This is a genomic window from Undibacterium sp. Jales W-56 (assembly GCF_025548535.1).
Classification (GTDB): Bacteria; Pseudomonadota; Gammaproteobacteria; order Burkholderiales; family Burkholderiaceae_D; genus Undibacterium.
Map to the genome: position 1 here is coordinate 304,060 of NZ_JAJLQW010000003.1, position 18,191 is coordinate 322,250.

Sequence of the window (18,191 nt, forward strand, 5' to 3'; positions counted from 1 at the left end):
AAGAACGTCCGCGGAGGGGTCATGGCCATTCAACTCGATCTAAGCTCACTAGACAATGCCTTGCAACGTCTGAGTGAAGCACTACAAGCCTACGCCGCCGACACGTGAATTCACTGTACCGCGACGCCTGCATTCAACGCTTTGAATTCTGCTACGAGCTATCGCACAAGATGCTCAAACGCTATCTGGAATTAGCCGCGCCCAACCCGGTGGAAATCGATGAACTGGCCTTCCCCGATTTAATCAGAACAGCAAGCGAGCAAGGCCTGTTGCGCAACGGCTGGGACAAGTGGAAAGACTACCGCAAAGCACGCAGCATCACCGGCCACACTTACGACGAAAGCAAGGCCATCGAAGTCATGCAGATCGTGCCGGATTTTCTACTGGAAGGACTAGCCTTGCTGGCCGAACTGAAGAAGCGCGGCACCCTAACGGCGTGAAACTAGTGATGACAAAACCAGCGTATAAATTACCAGACATCGCCATCACGCCAGAGCAATGGCAGATCGTCGCCGCCATCCTGCAAAAGCATGTGCCAGATAAAGAAGTCTGGGCCTTCGGCTCACGCGCTACTCACACAGAAAAACCCTATTCAGACCTCGATCTCGCCATCATCAGCGACGCAGGTTTAACGCTCAGCCTGCTCGCCGCAATCGAACATGATTTCTCGGAATCGGATTTGCCGTTTAAAGTCGATGTGGTGGATTGGGCTGCGATTAGTCCGGCGTTTCGCGGGATTATTGAAAGCTGCAGAGTGCGAATTATTTGACCTCTTACGACCCATTAGATTTCTTGGAGACCTTTGGATTGCTGCTAATTTTTTCGACAATTCCATATAGATTCTCTCAAAAAATTATTCTGCTAGAAAAGTTTTGGTATTTCGCTTAAAAGCGCAGGATAAAATTGTTTTACAGTGCTGGCTTTCATTTGATTGTAGACACAATCACTCAATCCTCACGCGGCACAAAGGCAAATATCGTGCCGCGATCCTATGGAAATGTACATTCCATTCCCATCAAGCCAAAACCTCAACCCCACAACCCACCAAATACTCAAAAGTCCCATTCAAATATTCCGGCAAGCGCGTCGCGTCTTCTGCCTCGCCTTGCGGTACAAAGATCACCATGCCTTGGCGTGCTCTGGTGAGGAGTACGCGGTAGGCGTTTTCTAGGTAGCGCTGTTGTTCTTCTTGCAGCCTGCGCTTCCAGTTGGTGCCAGTGAATTTCCAGTGTTCGAATTGGCCGTCTTGCTTGCTGTGCGTTTTCTGGTAGCGGTAGTCGGCGTCCCAGCCTACCAGGCACCAATCTAGTTCTAGGCCTTGGATATCGAATTCGGTGGCGACGTCTTCTAAAAAATGGCAAGAGCGTATGTCGTCTTGCGAGTTGAGAAACCAGTCAGCGGTGGTCAATCTATTTTTGACGAAGATGCCTTCGGCTTTCAAGCGTATTGCGCCGGATGAGGCGATCATGCCTTTGGTTTCGTTGGCGCGCGCTTGCGCCTTGATCCATGCCTTAGCCCTGGCGAGATCACGCGTGATTTTAATGGGGAAATTGTGTTTGAATTCTTGGTAGCACGCCTGCGCTTTGGTTGGTTGATTGTGGATCAAGTAGTGCACCATGTGCGAGAGCTTTTCTGCGCGGAAGGATCGCATTGATGTGGCCAGATGCAGGCTTGCTTGCGCGCTGGCGAATGCGATGGCGTTGAAGCTCACATCGCGACCAGCGTATTCGATCTGCGTGAGTTTGTCTGAGTAGTGCACATCCCAATCGGCAAACTGTTTTGCCAGCGCATCCACCCAGCCTTGCAAACCCGCCTCGCCCGTATTGATCTCTTGCCCGCCGCCGATCAGGGCGACGATCACGCACCAGTCGCTGTGCCTATCCATCACGCTGATGAGAAACTCTGGCTCAGATTGCGAGAAGCCACTTTGCCCGCGTTTGGTGGACATGAACTTGGAAGTGTTTTCTGCGTCCCATGCGCGTTGCGCTTCATCAAAAATGACGACGCGTTCTGGCGGTGCGTCTTTATGTTCTACATACGTGTCGCGAAATTTATGTATATTTTGAATTACTGCCTCTGCACTTTTCAGTTCTATTTCTTTACTTCTTTTCGACCCACGCGTCTTCGCGTCACGGGCGAGCGCTTCTCTCAGTACTAGCACTAAAGGATCATTGCCGGATAAAAACACAGCTTTTTCGTCTGAATTTAAATCCATACTGGTGGCGATATTCAGACCAATCAAGGTTTTACCCGCACCCGGCACACCTGTGACAAAGCAGATCGTTTTGCGATGATGTAAGCGCGCTTGATGAATGATGTCTTGAAGTGCATTGCTGGTGATATACAGGTTCTCTCGCGCATCGTTGCGCGCGATATCGCTGACATCGTGATTGGCATACAGTGCTTGCGCCGCTTCAATAATGGTGGGCGTTGGTTTGTAAGAAGAATTAAGCCAATGCTGCAAATTGATCGCTGGTGCTTGCGGTATCTCTTGCAGGCAATGCCGCAGTAATTCAGTGAGATTACTGCGATTGGCGCGCAAAGGCGCGTGCACGTCATCTTGTTGCGGTGTGGATGCGACATTCGGTAAGGCTTTGGATGCAGCCTGGGTCGCAATCAAAATCGGTACGATGCATTTATTATGGCTGCCTTCATGGAAGTGATGCAGATCGAGTGCATAGCCATGTGCCTGACGCAAATCTTGCGGAAAATAGACCTTGGCACCTATCTTAAATTCCAATACAAACAAAATATTCTTGACGATCAGCACCGCATCGACGCGTCGGCCCATACGCGGGATCAAGACTTCAAACAAGATGTAGCCATCAGTAAAATCGACCAGCACTTCGTGCAAGATTTTCGCTTGTTCTATCCATGCACTCTTTTGTTCTTGTGTGGCACTTGGCCCTAGATTGAGTGAAAGTGCGCCTGCTATATTCTCTGGCGTGTCTAACAAAAAAACTGGCACATCCGCGCCATACAAAGCCCGCCGACTCATTGCACACCATCGAGGTCAGCAAATAATGCAGCAGCAGGCACATCGAGCGCCTTAGCGATCCGAAAGATATTCGCCAAACTCACATTACGCACGCCACGCTCTATGCCACTGATGTAGGTGCGATCCAGTTCAGCAATCAAACCAAGCTGCTCTTGACTCAATCCTTTTTCTTGCCGCAATTTCTTCAAATGCAGCCCAAATTCCACCAGATCTTGATTCGCCATCATTACCCACACTGTTTTGCTATATCGACGGGCAATCATGCTGTTATGTGACTTATGAGTCTACGGACTATAAGTCACAATTATTGCTATCTGAATTAGGAAGATACGAGGTGTTAGAGATAGCGTTACTTCTCAGCCAGGCCAATGAGACGCCAATCTATTTCTAAGCCTTGGATATCCAATTTGGTGGAAAGGTTTTCTACGTGGTGCACAGTCCAAATATGTTCAACTCCGATTCTCAGTTTCGCCACACCACATAACAAATTAGCACTGGCAGCGCACATTAGTGATGTATATTTATCTACGGCTTTCCTGTTTGCAAAATTCCATCTGAAAGGATTCTTGTATGCGTTATGTTCTGCGTAGCTGTTTTTTTCTGCTGGCTCTGGCAGGTGGTGAGGCCGCCGCAATTACTCAGTCGCTTGGGATCGTGGCGCCCAGGCAGGGCGGGTCGATTGCCAATGATATGAACACGGCTGGCCAGGTCGCCGTGGTGATCGAGGATGAGAAAGGCGGGCCGCATGCGGCGTTTTTTGAAAAGGGCAAGCTGATCAGACTCGATTCGCTGGGCGGGACGGAGAGCGAAGCCAAACGCATCAATGACAAAGGCGAGCTTGTCGGTTCGTCGAATAAAAAAGACGGTAGCTGGACGGCCTTCCTCTACAGCCGCGCCAGCGGCATGCAAGAGCTGGGTACCTTGGGTGGCGTCAACAGCCATGGCATGGCGCTGAACAACGCCGGTGCTGCGGTGGGCTTTGCCGATACCGCGAATGGCGAATGGCATGCGTTCCTGTATCAGCCCGGCGAGCCACTCAAGGATCTGGGTACCTTCGGCGGCAAAGTCAGCTACGCCAGCGGCATCAATAATGTGGGCCAAGTGGTCGGCACGGCGACGACGCCAGACGGCTCCCGCCATGCTTTTCTTTATGATGCCGGGCGCGGCATGATCGATCTTGGTACCCTTGGCGGTCGCTTCAGTACGGCGACAGCGATCAATGACAAGGGGGTGGTCGTCGGCGCATCGGAGATGAAAGACCGCAGCTGGCATGCCTTTGTCTACGACGGCACGCGCATGAGCGATCTGGGCACCATCATCGGCCGTGGCAACAGCTTCGCTACCGGCATCAACAATGCCGGCCATGTCGTCGGGACGGTAGAGCTGACCAACGAGCGCTTTGGCGACCGTCGCCTCTCCTTCGTCTGGCGGGACAACAAAATGCTGCTGCACCCCAGCGGCAAGGGCTTGTACCTGACCAATGCCATCAACAACGCAGGACAAGTGATCGGCGCGACCTATGATCGCGGCCTGAATGCCGCCACCATGCACTCCAACGCGGTGCCGTTTGTCGACCTTGGCGGTACCAAAATTCTCGGCTTTAATTTGGTGATGATACTGCTGGCCGGCACCGTCGTGATCTTTCGCAAGCGCTTCAGGGGATTATTTTTCGGGACGTATAGCCACTAAAGGTAGTCTAGGGTAAGTTGGTTGCGAAATACCATAGCGACGTCTGTTTCACTATTGGTGGGAACCTGCAATGATTCAACACCCGTGTCAGGAAACTTCTATTGATCCGGCAATTAAATATGTTGGTCAATTTAATTTTGCTCTCACTTCGTCACTCCAGAGAAGGGCGACACAAGGAATTCGAACAGCATGCTGCCCGCCTGCCCAATGAGGATAGGGATAGCAGGAGTCTGGTGTCTTTGGTTGATCGATCAACGCCACTGGATTCCTGCTAAAAGCGTGCAGGAATGACGTGCTTTTGGATCGTTCTATTTTCCGTTGTGTCCCCCACATTTCACCCTATCTTGTTGCGACCACATGTTGGGATGCTGTCCGGGCACGGTGTTGATCTGTTGGATTTGCAGGTGAAGCTGTGCGACTTCGTATGTTATTTCTACATGATTTCTGCGTGATTTTTGATTGATACGGCGCAGCGATCGATCCAAAAAATTTCCGCTACCGATCATCGGTATGCGTGCAGACTTGATTGCTCTAGAATGCTGGGCTTTAATCGTTGTACTTAATGTGCCAGATTGGTTCGGCTCTTGATTCCGGCATTGATGTTCATTTTTACATGACAAAAACCCATTTACCCCATGCTGTCTCCCGCCTTCGCTCTGCCCGTCTGGAGCGCAGCACCCGTCCGTTTCTGGCACGCGGCGGACCGCATGGCGAGCGTTGTAGCGGCTGTCGCCTGATCCTGAGTCACTGTCTGTGCGCCTTGCGTCCGGTGGTGCCTACGCGTGCCGGGGTGTGCCTGATCATGGCGGAGCATGAGACGCTGAAGCCCAGCAACACGGGCTGGCTGATTGCCGATGTGGTGCCGGATACGATGGCGTTTGGCTGGGCGCGCACCGAGGTCGATCCCGCGCTGCTGGCGGTGCTGGCCGATCCGCAGTGGCAGCCGTATGTGGTGTTCCCTGGGGAATTTGTCGCACCGGAGCGGGTAGTCACGCAATTGCTGCCTGCACATTGCAGTGCCGATGCAGTGGTGGATACGGAGAGCAGGCGTCCGCTGTTTATCTTGCTGGATGCGACCTGGCCAGAAGCGCGCAAGATCTTTAAAAAAAGCCCTTACCTGAATCACCTGCCGGTGCTGAGCCTGATGCCGGAACAATTGTCACGCTACCGCCTGCGCCGCTCCAAGCGCGAGGAGAATTTGTGCACATCGGAAGTCACGGCATTGTGCCTGCAGCTGGCTGGCGAGACCTTGGCTGCGCAAACCTTAGAGGCATATCTGGATGTGTTCACCGAGCACTACCTGCGCGCCAAGCTGCAGCAAAAGCTGGACTGGGATGATGAATTGCACCAGCGCCTGCGCGACTTGCGTTTGTCTGCATAAAGCGATTGGTCTGGTAACACGAGCTGATTACGCTTAAAGCAAACGGGTCCGCATCGATGTGCTCGATGCGGACCCGTTCTTGTAATGTACTTTGTCTTGATTAGAACCGTTTTTTTACTGCCAGTGTCAGCACTAGCGATAAAACGCTTCAACCTTGCCTTTGACTTTGATCATCAGCGGCTTGCCTTTGCGATCCAGGGCTTTGCCGGCAGCGACTTTGATCCAGCCTTCGCTGATGCAATACTCTTCGACGTCAAGGCGCTCTTTGTCGTTGAATTTGATTCCGACTTCGTGTTCAAACACGGCGGCAATATGGTAGGGGCTGCGCGGATCGATGGAGAGGCGATCGGGCAAATTGGGGGGTGTCGTAGTATCGTTCATAGGCCAGAATTATCCACTAGAAAGCCGATCAGTACAATTGCCAGTTCGTTGCCCCTGATCTATCTACATTAAGCTTCAAATGAGCCATTGGAGATTAGACAGCTTCAATTGGAGTCCAGATCATTTCACATTACTGCAAAACGTTCACGCAAACCCATTACGGCTTACCGGCCAATATCCTGCTAAGAGGCCTACAAAAACCCGAGACGGGTCGAGCAAATTGCGATTGCAGCAAGGAAGCGATGGAGTTAAAAATTCCATAATCGTCAAAGTTAAATACACTGATTATTTAATCAGTGTATTGAGAGATTTTGAGGTATCATTTAAATTATCTTAATGCCTATTGAGCAACTCTGCGAGCCAATAATGACTAACAAAAAAATCATACATCAACATCATGCGACGTTTGAAAACATTCGCCATTTGGATGAAAATGGCAATGAATTTTGGTCGGCACGTGAATTGGCAGCCGTCCTGGAATATTCTCAATACCGTCACTTCTTACCCGTAATTGATAAGGCAAAAGAAGCCTGTCGTAACAGTGGTCAAGACATTGAAAACCATATTGAGGATGTCCTCACTATGGTCGAAATTGGTTCCGGTGCAAAACGACAGATTGAGGACTTACATCTATCTCGTTATGCCTGCTACCTGATTGTACAAAACGGTGACCCAAGCAAGACCGTAATTGCAAATGGGCAGGCTTATTTCGCAATGCAGACCCGTCGTCAGGAGCTGACCGATAAGGCGCAATTTGCGCAGTTAAATGAAAACGATAAACGCCTCGCTATCCGTAACGAACTCGCTTTACATAATAAGCAACTGGCAGCTGCAGCAAAGGAGGCTGGTGTTGAGACGCCGCTCGATTATGCGATATTTCAGGATCATGGCTATCGTGGGCTGTATGGTGGACTAGCGGCAAAAGACATCCATACCCGTAAAGGTTTAAAGAAGAATCAAAAAATTCTCGATCATATGGGTAGCACTGAGCTTGCGGCCAATTTGTTCCGAGCTACTCAAGCCGAAGAAAAACTCAAGCGCGATCAGATCAGTGTGAAAGTCAAAGCGAATCAAACGCATTTTGAAGTGGGTCAAAAAGTGCGTCAAACCATCGTTGAATTAGGCGGCACAATGCCAGAGGCGCTGTCCACACCTGAGGTCAGTATTAAACAAATTGAAAGTGCGAAAAAAAAGCTGGGAAATTGAGCGGTGAAGAAGCTGAAAATACTCCTGCCAAAACGTAACGTTCCGGCAGTTGATGGCGGCATCGACTCGCAAGCTTTACGGGTACAACAAGATATTTTTTAAAGTGACAACCATTCACTGTTCGCCATTCGCGAACAGTGAATTCAATACAATCATCTCGATATAAATTGCAGTGATTACGCAAAAGTGCACCAAATCTGGTTAATCGCTAAATCCCATTTAACGCACATCACTGGATTAACGGACATTGCCTCTCACTCGCCAAACTTCGGCTCACTCAGCTTCCCGCCCAGCGCAATATCCGCATGCTCTTTACCCGATGGCGACTGCAAGTCGATGGCGAAGCGGCCGTTGAGCAAGGTGCTAGGTTCGACCGTAGCGTAGCCTGCGGCGGAGACCACGCCGGCATTCATGCGGGCGACCCGTACCTGGATCAGGTTGCCCGAGTAAGTGAAATTGCCGTTCATATCCGTGAAGCTGGAACGGCCGCCCATTTGGGTATTTTTAAATGCATTCATGATATCGACACCCTTTATCGCTCCCGTGCCGACGCTAAAGCTGCCATCAATTCTTGCCGAGGAAAATAATTTGTCGCTGCTCTTGGCCTGCATGTTGTAGCGACCCTTGGCCTTCATTTTTCCGCTATCAAACAGACGCGGGGCGATGCCCGGGAGATTGATCTCTATGGCGTTAAAACTGCCGGCGAAGCTCCAGCGCGGATCCCATTTCAGAGTGCCGTTACCGCTGACGATGCCGTCGTACAGAGCGCCGCCAAATTCCTTTATTTCTAGGCGGTCCTGGTACATCGTGCCGGTGCTGTGAAATTGTTTCAGCGTGACGCCGGCACCGAAAGGCACAGCGAAAGCATCCGCGTTGACATCCAATTTGACCGCGTTTGCATCGGGCAGCAGCGTCGCGTGGAATTGACGTTCAGACGTATCGAGCACGATCTTGGTCCAGCGTCCATGGCGATCGAATTCGGCATGCCCGTCGAGTGCGTCTAAGGGGAAGTCGGATGAGACTAACTTCAGGCCTTCAACATACACCGGGCCAAATTGCTGATGATCTGGTAATCGGGACTGGAACAGGAGCCAGCCCGCCGCTTGCTCATTGATCTGAGGGGAGCTGAGGTCAATCCGCCCCAGCAATACTTTGTCACTGAACAGGGTAGTGAGATCGATTGCGACGGACAGTTCTGCTATCTTGATCTGTTGTTGAGCGCCGATCGTCACGTCTTTGGCACGCCAATGCGGACGGGGTAAGAGCGCAAAATAGAGGCCGGTAATTTTAGCCGGTTGCGCCATCACGCTGGTGATCGATTTTTCAAATGCAGCGGCTTGACGATCAAACGAGCTGAGATGCAGCATCGCAATAGCCGCGATGATGCCTGCCACAAAAATGATGCTCAATTTTTTGATGAAGGTGTCGACCACTTTATTCACGACCAGGTCTTTGGCGCGCGACAATCTGGCCGACCATAGGCTGGCGGCCTGGGCTTTTCTTTCTGCGCGGGCTTGGGCTTTCAGTTGTTTGGCGAGCTGGCGCGCTTCGATCTGGGCGTGCATTACCTTGAGCGCTTCGGCTTTGCGCAGTTCGGCTTGTTCGGCTTCTTGCTGCAGTCGCTGCTCTTCGGCCTGTTGTGCAATATGCTCTTGTGCTCGCAGGTCTTGCTCAATTTCGTCCTGCCTGGTCAATGCGGCGATTCCTTCGAGGACGTCCCGATCTTTTTCTTTACGAACACGCTCTACTTCTGCCTGCCTGGAGACGGTCAGTTGATGCGCCTGTTCTCTTTCACTCGCCTCGAGACGAAAGCGCTCGGCCGCTTCATTCACGGCGCGCTCTTCTTCTGGCTGGCGCAGCAATGCTTCTTGCTGGGCTTTGGCTGCGGCTTCAATCTGGACTTGCTGCTCTTTAGCTTGTCGCTCTTCCTCCGCTTTGGCGCGCTCTAAGGCTTCTTGCTCGGCTTGGGCGGCGGCTTCGATGCGGGCCTGCTCTTCTTCAGCACGTCGCTCCTCCTCTGCTCTGGCGCGTTCCAGGGCTTCCTGCCGCGCTTGCGCTTCTGCTTCGACACGCGCTTTTTCCTGAGCGAGCCTTGCTTGCTCAGCGGCTTCTCGTTCTTGCTTTTCCCTGGCCTCGGTGTCAAGGCGGATTTGCTCTTCGCGGGCCAGACGTAGTTCTTCGGCTTTGGCGCGCTCTAAGGCTTCTTGTTCGGCTTGGGCTGCGGCCTCGATACGGGCTTGTTCTTCTTCAGCACGTCGCTCTTCCTCTGCTTTGGCGCGTTCCAAGGCTTCCTGCTGCGCCTTCGCTTCTGCTTCGATACGTTCTTGCTCTTCTCTTGCCAAGCGTTCTTCTTCGGCCTTGGCATGCTTTAATGCTTCTTGTTCAGCTTTGGCCGCAGCTTCGATGCGGGCTTGCTCTTCTTGAGCGAGTCTCGCTTGCTCAGCGGCTTCACGCTCTTGCTTTTCCCTGGCCTCGGTGTCAAGACGAGTTTGCTCTTCGCGAGCCAGACGTAGTTCTTCGGCTTTGGCGCGCTCCAGGGCTTCTCGCCTGGCTTTGGCTTCTGCCTTGAGGCGGGCTTGCTGTTCCCTGAACTGGCGTTCTTCTTCGGCTTTAGTACGTTGCAAGGCTGCCTGTTTTGCTTTGGCTTCTGCGACCAGACGAGCTTGCTGTTCCTGCGCGAGTCTTGCTGTTTCGGCGATGTCTCTGGCCTGGCGCTCTCTGGTTTCTGCCTCGATGCGCTCTTGCTCCGCTCTGGCGTACTCTGCGGCTTGATGGGCTTCTGCTTCGCGCTGTTTTTGCGCCTCCGCCAGACGGACTGCCTGCTCCTCTGCCTCACGTTGAGCTTGTTCTTCTTGTTCTTTGGCCAGACGGGCTGATTCTATGACGGCTTGCTGAGCCCGTTTTTCTTCCAGGTGCCGTGCTGCTTTGTCGGCAAATTCCTGCGCTTTTCTTTTTTCGTCTTCTCGCCGGGCTTGCTTCTCGGCTTCCATGCGAGCGCGGCCTTGGGCGACTTTGCGCTGCAACTCTTCTGCCGCTTGCCTGGCCATTAATTCAGTTTCTTTTCTGGTACGTTCCTCTGCCTTGGCAGATTCTTCCGCCTTAGCGAGCGCTTCTTTCCGCGCATATTCTTCAGCTTTGGTTTTTTCCTGCTCCTGCTGGCGAGCGTATGCTTGTGCTTCGCGCTGGCTTCTTTCTTGCGCTTCCCGCTCAGCTTGTATTTTGGCCTGTGTTTCAGCTTGCCTCCGGGCTTCTGTTTGCGCGGCCTCTTCTGCCTGTTTGCGCGCCAAGGCGTCGGCTTGCTGTTTGGTCTGTTCCTGAGCTTCTTGCCCGGCGCGTTCTTTGGCTTTTTTGTTTTCTAATTCCTTGGCGGCCTGAACGGCGCGCTCCTGCTCTGCCTGCAGCGCGTTTTGTTTGGCTATGCGCGCTTCTTCTGCTTTTCTATGGGCTTTTTCTTTGACTTCCTGCTTGGCACGAGCCTCGTTCTCCAGCCGTGCCACAAACTCGGCCAGCTCCTGAATCTTCGGATCAATATCGGCAATCGCCTTGGGGACCCGGCTCAGTGTCGCCGGATCCGGCTTGGCCGCTGACTCTTCTTTTGACGGCGTGACATCGGCGGCATTCTGCGCCTCCACCGCGTCGTAAAAAGCGCTCATGGTGAGCTGTAGCAGCGATTCTTGAAAAGTGCCTATGGTGGAAAAATCGATGTCCTCGGGTGTCGGGCTTTTCGTTAAGGTTTGCGCTGAAGTGTCTTTAAGCGGGCGGCGCGGCGCGTCGAATATGCGGATGTAATTCTCTTTGAATAATTGCTCAAGAGCCTGCTCTAATTTTTTGTCGGATAGATTGTCGAGACTGATCTGGATCGCGGCCACCGACGCATTGCCATCGATCTCTTTGAGCAGAGTGCGCAGGCCGCGGGAAAGCTGCTTGGTTTTACCAATCGCTTCCGTCAATCCTTTTGCCGTTTTTGTATAAACGATGTGCTTATCCATGCCAGTCGGCGCAACCGCTCCTGTTTTGACCGCAAACTTCGTCTCAAATTTTAATCAAAAAACCTTGGCGCATGATATGCCTGCGTAAAATCAGTGTTGCCATGTGGCATTTAATTCTAAGGATATCGCAAACTCTCGTCTTATGATCGATTCTTTACCGGAGCTTGTGCAAAATCAGGCGAATCGCTCACGATGGAAATGCCGAGAACAACTTCTCTTCACCTTGTACTCTGCATTCTCGCATGACAAGCAAAATATCCCTCGCATTCCTTCACATTCTCCACCCTCGAATTCTGTTGTCATCGATGCCATTATAAAATCTGCTCTGCTATCCTGCGCTTATTTGATCAAACCGATACGACTGGCTTCACCTATGACTAAACATGACACTGAGACTGCGCGATTGAAATCGCCCTATCTGCGTATGAGGCAGGTAGCCTGGGCCATACTGTGGTTGATCGTATCGATGGCTCCGATGCGGACCGCGCAGGCAAGCGACCGGACTTTTCCCGTCAAGCTTAGTCGCAATGAGCGGGTCTTGCTAGAACAGGTCGTGTGCTGGCAAAAGCTGGGAGTCGGGGTGGCCGATATTGATGCGCGGGCTTTCGAGGCAAATGCGGCCAAGGCCAATTTCGCCGACGTCAAATGCCAGCCACATGCGCAGCTCAAAGGCAAGCCGCTGTATTACGTTGCCCAATGCGTGCGCGATCAGGCGCAGTGGGCTTGCAGTCGTGCCGAGCTGGAGACCCTGGTGACGCTCAGGGAACGCGAGCTGGTGATGAGGCCGGGCACAGTGGAGCCGACTCTGGCGTATGAGACCTTGCAAAAAATCAGTCGCTACGGTTACTTCCAGGCGAACTTGCTCGATGATGCGCTGGAGTCGACCTGCAATATGGGCATGGGCGATGCGCCGGATCTGATCGAAGTGTCTTGCCGTCGCTGGTCGATCACGGTGTCGTTCTGGTGCCCGCAGAAGAATGGTAAAACCCCTTGCCCACGAGTGATCTACATGGTGAAGCGAGCTTAGCCGCCGGACGAATGTCTTTAAAAGCTTACCAAAAACGAACCCGCAATCCTGGCGCGGCTTACCAGCCATTATCGTGCCAGCAGGCGCATGGGGATTGCGGATTCTGTTCCAGCAGTTGATCCAGACGACGCATGGTCGAACTATGTCCTCAGACTGCCTAGGTATGCAGGACATCGTAGGATGTTTAATGCAGGATCGCCGGATAGACGAAGCCGACAAAATGAATCGCATTGACTAAAAAATGCAGCAGGATCGCCGCCGCGATTGCGCGTGTTCTGTGATACGCAAGTCCATAGCAAACGCCTGCCAGCGTAGCCACCACAATCAAACGCCACCCGCCCGCGGCATGCGCCAATCCAAACAGCAATGCCGCCAGCCCTATGCCGAACCAAGGCCGGCGCGGCATCAGCGCCAGCAAAGCCTGCTGCACGCCGGCACGAAAAAATGCCTCTTCCGCCAGGCAAGTAAAGAACAAATTCACGCTAAAAAATAAATAGGTACTGGCGGGCCATTTCCATTGCGGCGCAGTCAGGCCAAGCGCCAGGGCAACGACAAATATGAGCGGCAGACTTATCGCCATCAGGCGCCACAAACCGCGATCGCGCCAGGTCGCAAGATGTTGACTGCGATCGCTGCGACAAAATACGGCCAGCATCAAAAGTCCGGCAATCGCTTTATCCAGATGCAGATAAAAAGTAGTCGCCGGCGAGACTGTGAACGGTGGCAATCCGGTTAAGACGATCTCCGCAAATCCGGGCAGTCTATGGGATGCCAACAGCAAACCGCTCAGACCGGTCAATAGCAGCAAGATTTTTCGATCAATTCCATTGGCACGCGCCGCGCCCCAGCCGACGGCAGCCATCAGAATAATCATCGCCAAGCCGACGGGCGCGATATGTGCGGCATACATCGCCCAGGTCATCGTCAGGATGAACATGCCCAGCCATGCGCGAGGTCGCGGCAGGCATAGCCAGATCATGCTGGTGGCGCAAAACAGATAAAAGATTACTGGCATGGATCAAGCGTCATCGTTCAATATCGTCAAAAATTTAGCGTACCGCACAGGGCCACAAAAAAACTTTCTCAGGCGAATGCTGCTCAGTCTTATCTTCAATTCGCGCACATGCGCCGCCATGAGCGGTGAAGCGATCGGAGCAGATGACATTGTGATGGACTCCAGTTTCGAATATAAATTTATTTCCGGCAATTTGTAACGTCGGCGACTTTTACAAACGTGCTGTTGTCGCCAATTAACTATCCATTTAAATGAATAAAATCAAACCCTTAGAGAAAGTGGTATGAATTATGCACTGCGTGTTGGGCGCCAGCCGTTTTGACAGGCGTAGATCCTTTTAATTCCCAACGGAGATACTTATGTCCAACGCACTATCTAAATTTGTTGCCGGCCTGGCGCTGGCAATCACCTGCCTTGCAGCCAACGCTTATGTCGTCGGCGGTGCTTCAGGCTCCTTAATTCCCGCCAGCGGCCAATGGGCCTGGGACGGTTCTTATCTGGCCGGTTTTCGCGGCGCACTAGAGAATCCCGCCAACTTTGGCCCAGGCGGCATCGTCAATCGCAGCATTACCACGACCAACCTCGCTGCGGTAAATAGCGGCACACTGGCAGGTGTCGATATGTTCGTCGGCACCTGGATCGCCAACAGTGAAGGCGCAGGTTTTTCGGCCGCGATCATGAATTATTTTCTCGGCGGCGGCGATTTGTTCTTGCTGCAGGATGACTCCAATCACGACATCTTGGGCACGACGCTGGGCATCAGCACCACCGCCAGCACGGGCTCAGTCTCGAATGGCGGCGCGCCGCTGTTCAACGGTCCGTTTGGCGTTGCCAACAATGTGAAGCAGTTTTATCTGGTCGGTCAATTGAATGAAGCGGCGATCCTCGCACACAACGGCCACGTTGGCGGTCGCAATGTCGAAAACCAGGTCACCTCAGCCTTCTGGCATGCAGGAGAATATGCACCGGGATCCGGCTCCCTGTTCATCATCGCCGATATCGATATGATCGCTACCACGACTGCCTGCGGCTTACCCTTATGCGGTGCCAGCTACGCACCGCTGAATGACAATGGCATCTATGCGCTTAACACCTTCAGCTTTTTGCAGCAGAACGGCGGCCATCCGATACCGGAGCCAGCCAGTGTGCTATTGCTAGGCACCGCATTGGCAATCCTAGTATTACGTCGTCGTAAAATGTAAGCCAGCCGGTATCAATCCCATTCCGGCAAAAGCCCAAAGCTCCCGGGGAGTTTTGGGCTTTTGTGCGTCTGCATGGTTTTTAATAATGCCTGGCAAAGATAGTCTTTTTTAACAACTACCGTTATCATAAGCAGGTGAATAGACCAATCCGGTCTACCAGAGTTTCGATATTTCATCACCTAACTCATACGGCTTCGTGATCCAACAGCAAAGAAAATTATCTCAGTCATTGCGTGTCAGTATTGAAGATTTGCGTTTGGGCATGTTTATCTCGGAGCTGGACCGGCCCTGGGTAAATTCACCTTTCATGATGCAAGGTTTTTTACTCACCGAGACGCTCGATTGGCAAACCCTGCAGTCGCTGGTGCGCGAAGTCGTGATCGATCCGCGACGCAGCGATCCTGCGTCTTTGCTGCATTTGCCATGGGATGCGCTGCACGAGGCAGCAGAAACGCCCGAACCGCTTGCAGCGGCGCTGCCAAAAACCGCGCTAAAAGGGCACCCGCCGTCGCGCAAAGCCGTTGAACCGCTTCACGAAAAACAAAAAAACCAACATGCAACCAATGCCTTGGTCGCGTGGATCAGTAATCTGTTCAGCGGTTCGGCTAAACCGGCCAGGTACAGCAATCAGCTCCCCAGACAACCTAAACCGTACTACCTGCGCTATGCCAGCACCGAACGTCATAGCGTGAATAAATCCAGCAGCAAAACGGTACGCGCCGACAGGGCCAGCAAACTGACGCCCGGTTCCAGTCCGCAATTCAGCGCCCTGATCGCGAGCCTGTATCCGCGCGATACCATGTTTGCCCCGCTGAACTGGATCGAGCGCTGGCAAAACTGGCAGCAGCAACGCAGCCAGCGCAAGATTCATAAACGCGGCAGCAATTTCCGCAAATTACCGGCCAGGAAACGTAAGCGCGACTACCTGCCGGACTCGATTCCCCTGGTTAAATATCAGGACGGTATGCCGTTTCACGAAGAATTAAAGTATGCCCGTAGCAGCATCACGCAAGCCGATGCCATGCTGAAAAAACTGTCAACCGATCTCAACAATGACCGCAGTATCGTTCTGGAAGAAATACAGCCCGCGGTGCAGTTATTGACCGAGAGCGTGATCTCGAATCCCTCCGCCCTGATGTGGCTGGTACGCATGAAATCCGGCAACGCGAATGCCTATGCACATAGCCTGAAAGTGGCGATTTACATGATGGCACTGGGTCGCCACCTGGGGTTTTCGCGTCAGCAATTGGCCGAGTTGGGCTTCATCGGCCTGCTGCTCGACATCGGCAAACTCGAGTTGCCGGATAGGTTGCTGGAAAAACCTGACAAACTGTCGGGAGACGAGCATTCGCTGATGAAAACCCATGTCAGCGCGAGTATCGATATTCTGGAAAGCAAGGAACCTCTGGCGAAAAATGTCCTGCTCGGCATCAGTGAGCATCATGAGCGCCTGGACGGTAGCGGCTATCCCAATGGACTGGCAGGCAATGCCATCAGCATCTTTGGCCGTATGGCCGCAATTGCCGACAGCTTTGCCGCGATGACCTCGGCCCGGCCTTATGACATTACCCGCTCGGCCTTCGATGCGATGAAGGAATTGTTCAAACAGGCCGGTACGCAACTGCACGCGCCGCTGGTAGAAGAGTTTGTCCAGGCGGTAGGAATTTTTCCGGTTGGCAGCATGATAGAACTGTCATCGGGCGAAGTCGGCATCGTCCTGGAGCATAATAAAATCCGCCGGCTGGAACCAAAAATACTCTTGCTCACCGCAGCGGATAAAAGTTTATTGCCAAAACCCAAGCTGTTCGACTTGATGTTGCAGGACAATAGAGACGAAAATGAGAGAATGAGAATATTACGCGGCTTGCCTGACGGTGCTTACGGCCTGGCCTGTCACGATTATTATCAGGCTTAATTACCAAGCTGAATATTATCTTTAGTCAGGCTAATTCAGATGTCATCGGGTGCCATGCATGTCTAATTCAGTAACTACGCCGGCAGCATCGCTGACTGAACTCGCTTCAGTCAGCGCATTTTTTTCCGAATTGCAAAAAGAAATCACGGCAGCGAGCGAAGCCTCATCGCTTGCCGTGCTGGTGATGTCGCTACAACGCTCTGACCGTATTGCCGCACTCTTGCTCGATGAATATGCGGAAGAGGTCAAACAGCAATTTTTATTGCGGGTACACCCGATCTTGCGCAGCAAAGATAAATTCGTCTTCGTGAATGAAAATGAGTGCTGGTTCATCCTGCCGCAACTGTCGTCTGAAGCTTTATCCGTACTGGCCGTGCATCGCTTACTCAACGAACTGCATATCCCGATCAAAGTCAATGACCGCACGATATTTTTAACTCCGAGTATCGGCATCGCCTGCGCCCCCATGCATACGCAATCGGCGTTTGCCTTATTGCGCATCGCCGATACCGCGCAAAAACATGCGCATGCCGCGAATCTGAAATTCCTGATGGCAGCAACCGAAGAAAGCAATCAGGTCATCGCCGCCGATTTGCCGGAGTTGCTGGGCGAGGTACTGGATGCGAATAGCCTGGTGATGATGTATCAACCGAAAGTCGATCTGGCGTCACGCCGCATGGTCTCTGTGGAGGCGCTGGTGCGTTGGCCGAGCGATCATCCGCAAGCGGTACCTACGAATATTTTGATCGATGTGGCAGAGCGTACCGGCCTGATAGAGTCGCTCACGCTCAGAGTGTTGAACAACGTCATGCGTGATTACTGCAACTGGAAAGCGGGCGGAGAAGACATCCTGATCTGGGTTAATTTATCGACTCGCCTGCTGGAACTCGAGCAGCTGCCAAAAATCCTGCAACGCGTGCTGCATGTCTGGGATGTACCGACTTCGGCGATCGGTTTGGAGATTACCGAAAGCGCCTTCATCCATGACATCGGTCACAGCACCGATCTGCTGTTTGAGTTAAAAAAACTCGGCTTTCATCTGTCGATCGATGACTTCGGCACCGGCTATTCGTCGCTCGCGTATTTACGCCGCTTCCCGATCGATGAACTGAAGATCGATTGCATGTTCGTGCAAGGGATGAGCAGTTCGATACAGGATAAACAAATCGTGCAAAGTATCATCGACCTGGGACACAACTTCGGCTTACCTGTCATCGCGGAAGGCGTAGAAACTGCCGAGACGCTGGCGGAGCTGGAAGCCCTCGGTTGCGATCAGGTACAAGGCTATTTCTTCGCCAGGCCGATGACAGCCGAACAAATACTCGCATGGCGGCATGACTTTCATAGCAAGCCTGCAAACGACTGATTCCATCTATTATTTTGAGCAC

General features: G+C 52.5%; 15 protein-coding genes. 10 read left to right on the top strand and 5 right to left on the bottom strand.

What is annotated here, in order from left to right; translation table 11 throughout:
* Positions 1-104: 104 nt before the first annotated feature.
* Positions 105-440, top strand: coding sequence for a nucleotidyltransferase substrate binding protein (locus tag LPB67_RS10540; protein ID WP_262837134.1), 336 nt, complete (start codon positions 105-107; stop codon positions 438-440).
* An 8-nt stretch (positions 441-448) separates the two neighbouring features.
* Entirely contained in the window at positions 449-769 is a 321-nt protein-coding gene (locus LPB67_RS10545; RefSeq protein WP_262837135.1) for a nucleotidyltransferase family protein, read from the top strand.
* 246 nt (positions 770-1,015) lie between these two features.
* Here the strand turns inward: LPB67_RS10545 and LPB67_RS10550 are convergent, their stop codons facing one another.
* On the bottom strand, positions 1,016-2,998 hold the full coding sequence (locus LPB67_RS10550) for a DUF2075 domain-containing protein (protein ID WP_262837136.1): 1,983 nt from the start codon (positions 2,996-2,998) through the stop codon (positions 1,016-1,018).
* Positions 2,995-3,261 carry a helix-turn-helix domain-containing protein gene (locus tag LPB67_RS10555; protein ID WP_262837137.1) on the bottom strand — a complete coding sequence of 89 codons (267 nt, stop codon included), beginning with the start codon at positions 3,259-3,261 and terminating at the stop codon, positions 2,995-2,997. Before LPB67_RS10555 ends, LPB67_RS10550 begins: the two co-directional genes overlap by 4 nt.
* 307 nt (positions 3,262-3,568) lie before the next feature.
* Here LPB67_RS10555 and LPB67_RS10560 point away from each other — a divergent pair, with 307 nt between their 5' ends.
* Positions 3,569-4,687 carry an HAF repeat-containing protein gene (locus LPB67_RS10560; protein ID WP_262837138.1) on the top strand — a complete coding sequence of 373 codons (1,119 nt, stop codon included), beginning with the start codon at positions 3,569-3,571 and terminating at the stop codon, positions 4,685-4,687.
* 613 nt (positions 4,688-5,300) lie between these two features.
* Positions 5,301-6,068, top strand: coding sequence for a tRNA-uridine aminocarboxypropyltransferase (locus LPB67_RS10565; protein WP_262837139.1), 768 nt, complete (start codon positions 5,301-5,303; stop codon positions 6,066-6,068).
* Between the two features lie 132 nt (positions 6,069-6,200).
* On the opposite strand, the gene LPB67_RS10570 is transcribed toward LPB67_RS10565, so the two are convergent.
* Complete coding sequence (locus tag LPB67_RS10570) at positions 6,201-6,449, bottom strand: DUF3297 family protein (RefSeq protein WP_262837140.1); 249 nt, start codon at positions 6,447-6,449, stop codon at positions 6,201-6,203.
* A 366-nt stretch (positions 6,450-6,815) separates the two neighbouring features.
* Here LPB67_RS10570 and dinD point away from each other — a divergent pair, with 366 nt between their 5' ends.
* Positions 6,816-7,655, top strand: a complete 840-nt coding sequence (dinD, locus tag LPB67_RS10575) for a DNA damage-inducible protein D (RefSeq protein ID WP_262837141.1) — start codon at positions 6,816-6,818, stop codon at positions 7,653-7,655.
* A gap of 254 nt (positions 7,656-7,909) precedes the next feature.
* Here the strand turns inward: dinD and LPB67_RS10580 are convergent, their stop codons facing one another.
* The gene (locus tag LPB67_RS10580) at positions 7,910-11,644 is read right to left on the bottom strand and encodes a hypothetical protein (RefSeq protein WP_262837142.1); all 3,735 of its coding nucleotides are present in this window, start codon (positions 11,642-11,644) and stop codon (positions 7,910-7,912) included.
* 373 nt (positions 11,645-12,017) lie between these two features.
* Here LPB67_RS10580 and LPB67_RS10585 point away from each other — a divergent pair, with 373 nt between their 5' ends.
* Complete coding sequence (locus LPB67_RS10585) at positions 12,018-12,671, top strand: hypothetical protein (RefSeq protein ID WP_262837143.1); 654 nt, start codon at positions 12,018-12,020, stop codon at positions 12,669-12,671.
* 184 nt (positions 12,672-12,855) lie between these two features.
* On the opposite strand, the gene LPB67_RS10590 is transcribed toward LPB67_RS10585, so the two are convergent.
* Entirely contained in the window at positions 12,856-13,686 is an 831-nt protein-coding gene (locus LPB67_RS10590) for a CPBP family intramembrane glutamic endopeptidase (protein ID WP_262837144.1), read from the bottom strand.
* On the opposite strand from LPB67_RS10590, the gene LPB67_RS10595 reads away from it, so the two are divergent.
* The 4 genes from LPB67_RS10595 to LPB67_RS10610 all read left to right on the top strand — a co-directional run bounded on the left by LPB67_RS10595 (position 13,685) and on the right by LPB67_RS10610 (position 18,169).
* Positions 13,685-13,885, top strand: coding sequence for a hypothetical protein (locus LPB67_RS10595; RefSeq protein ID WP_262837145.1), 201 nt, complete (start codon positions 13,685-13,687; stop codon positions 13,883-13,885). The genes LPB67_RS10590 and LPB67_RS10595 overlap by 2 nt on opposite strands.
* A 160-nt stretch (positions 13,886-14,045) precedes the next feature.
* Complete coding sequence (locus LPB67_RS10600; RefSeq protein ID WP_262837146.1) at positions 14,046-14,888, top strand: PEP-CTERM sorting domain-containing protein; 843 nt, start codon at positions 14,046-14,048, stop codon at positions 14,886-14,888.
* 196 nt (positions 14,889-15,084) lie between these two features.
* Positions 15,085-16,803 (top strand): HD-GYP domain-containing protein, encoded by a 1,719-nt coding sequence (locus LPB67_RS10605; RefSeq protein ID WP_262837147.1) that lies wholly within the window; start codon positions 15,085-15,087, stop codon positions 16,801-16,803.
* Positions 16,804-16,861: 58 nt separating this feature from the next.
* On the top strand, positions 16,862-18,169 hold the full coding sequence (locus tag LPB67_RS10610) for a putative bifunctional diguanylate cyclase/phosphodiesterase (RefSeq protein ID WP_262837148.1): 1,308 nt from the start codon (positions 16,862-16,864) through the stop codon (positions 18,167-18,169).
* The last annotated feature ends 22 nt before the right edge of the window (positions 18,170-18,191 follow it).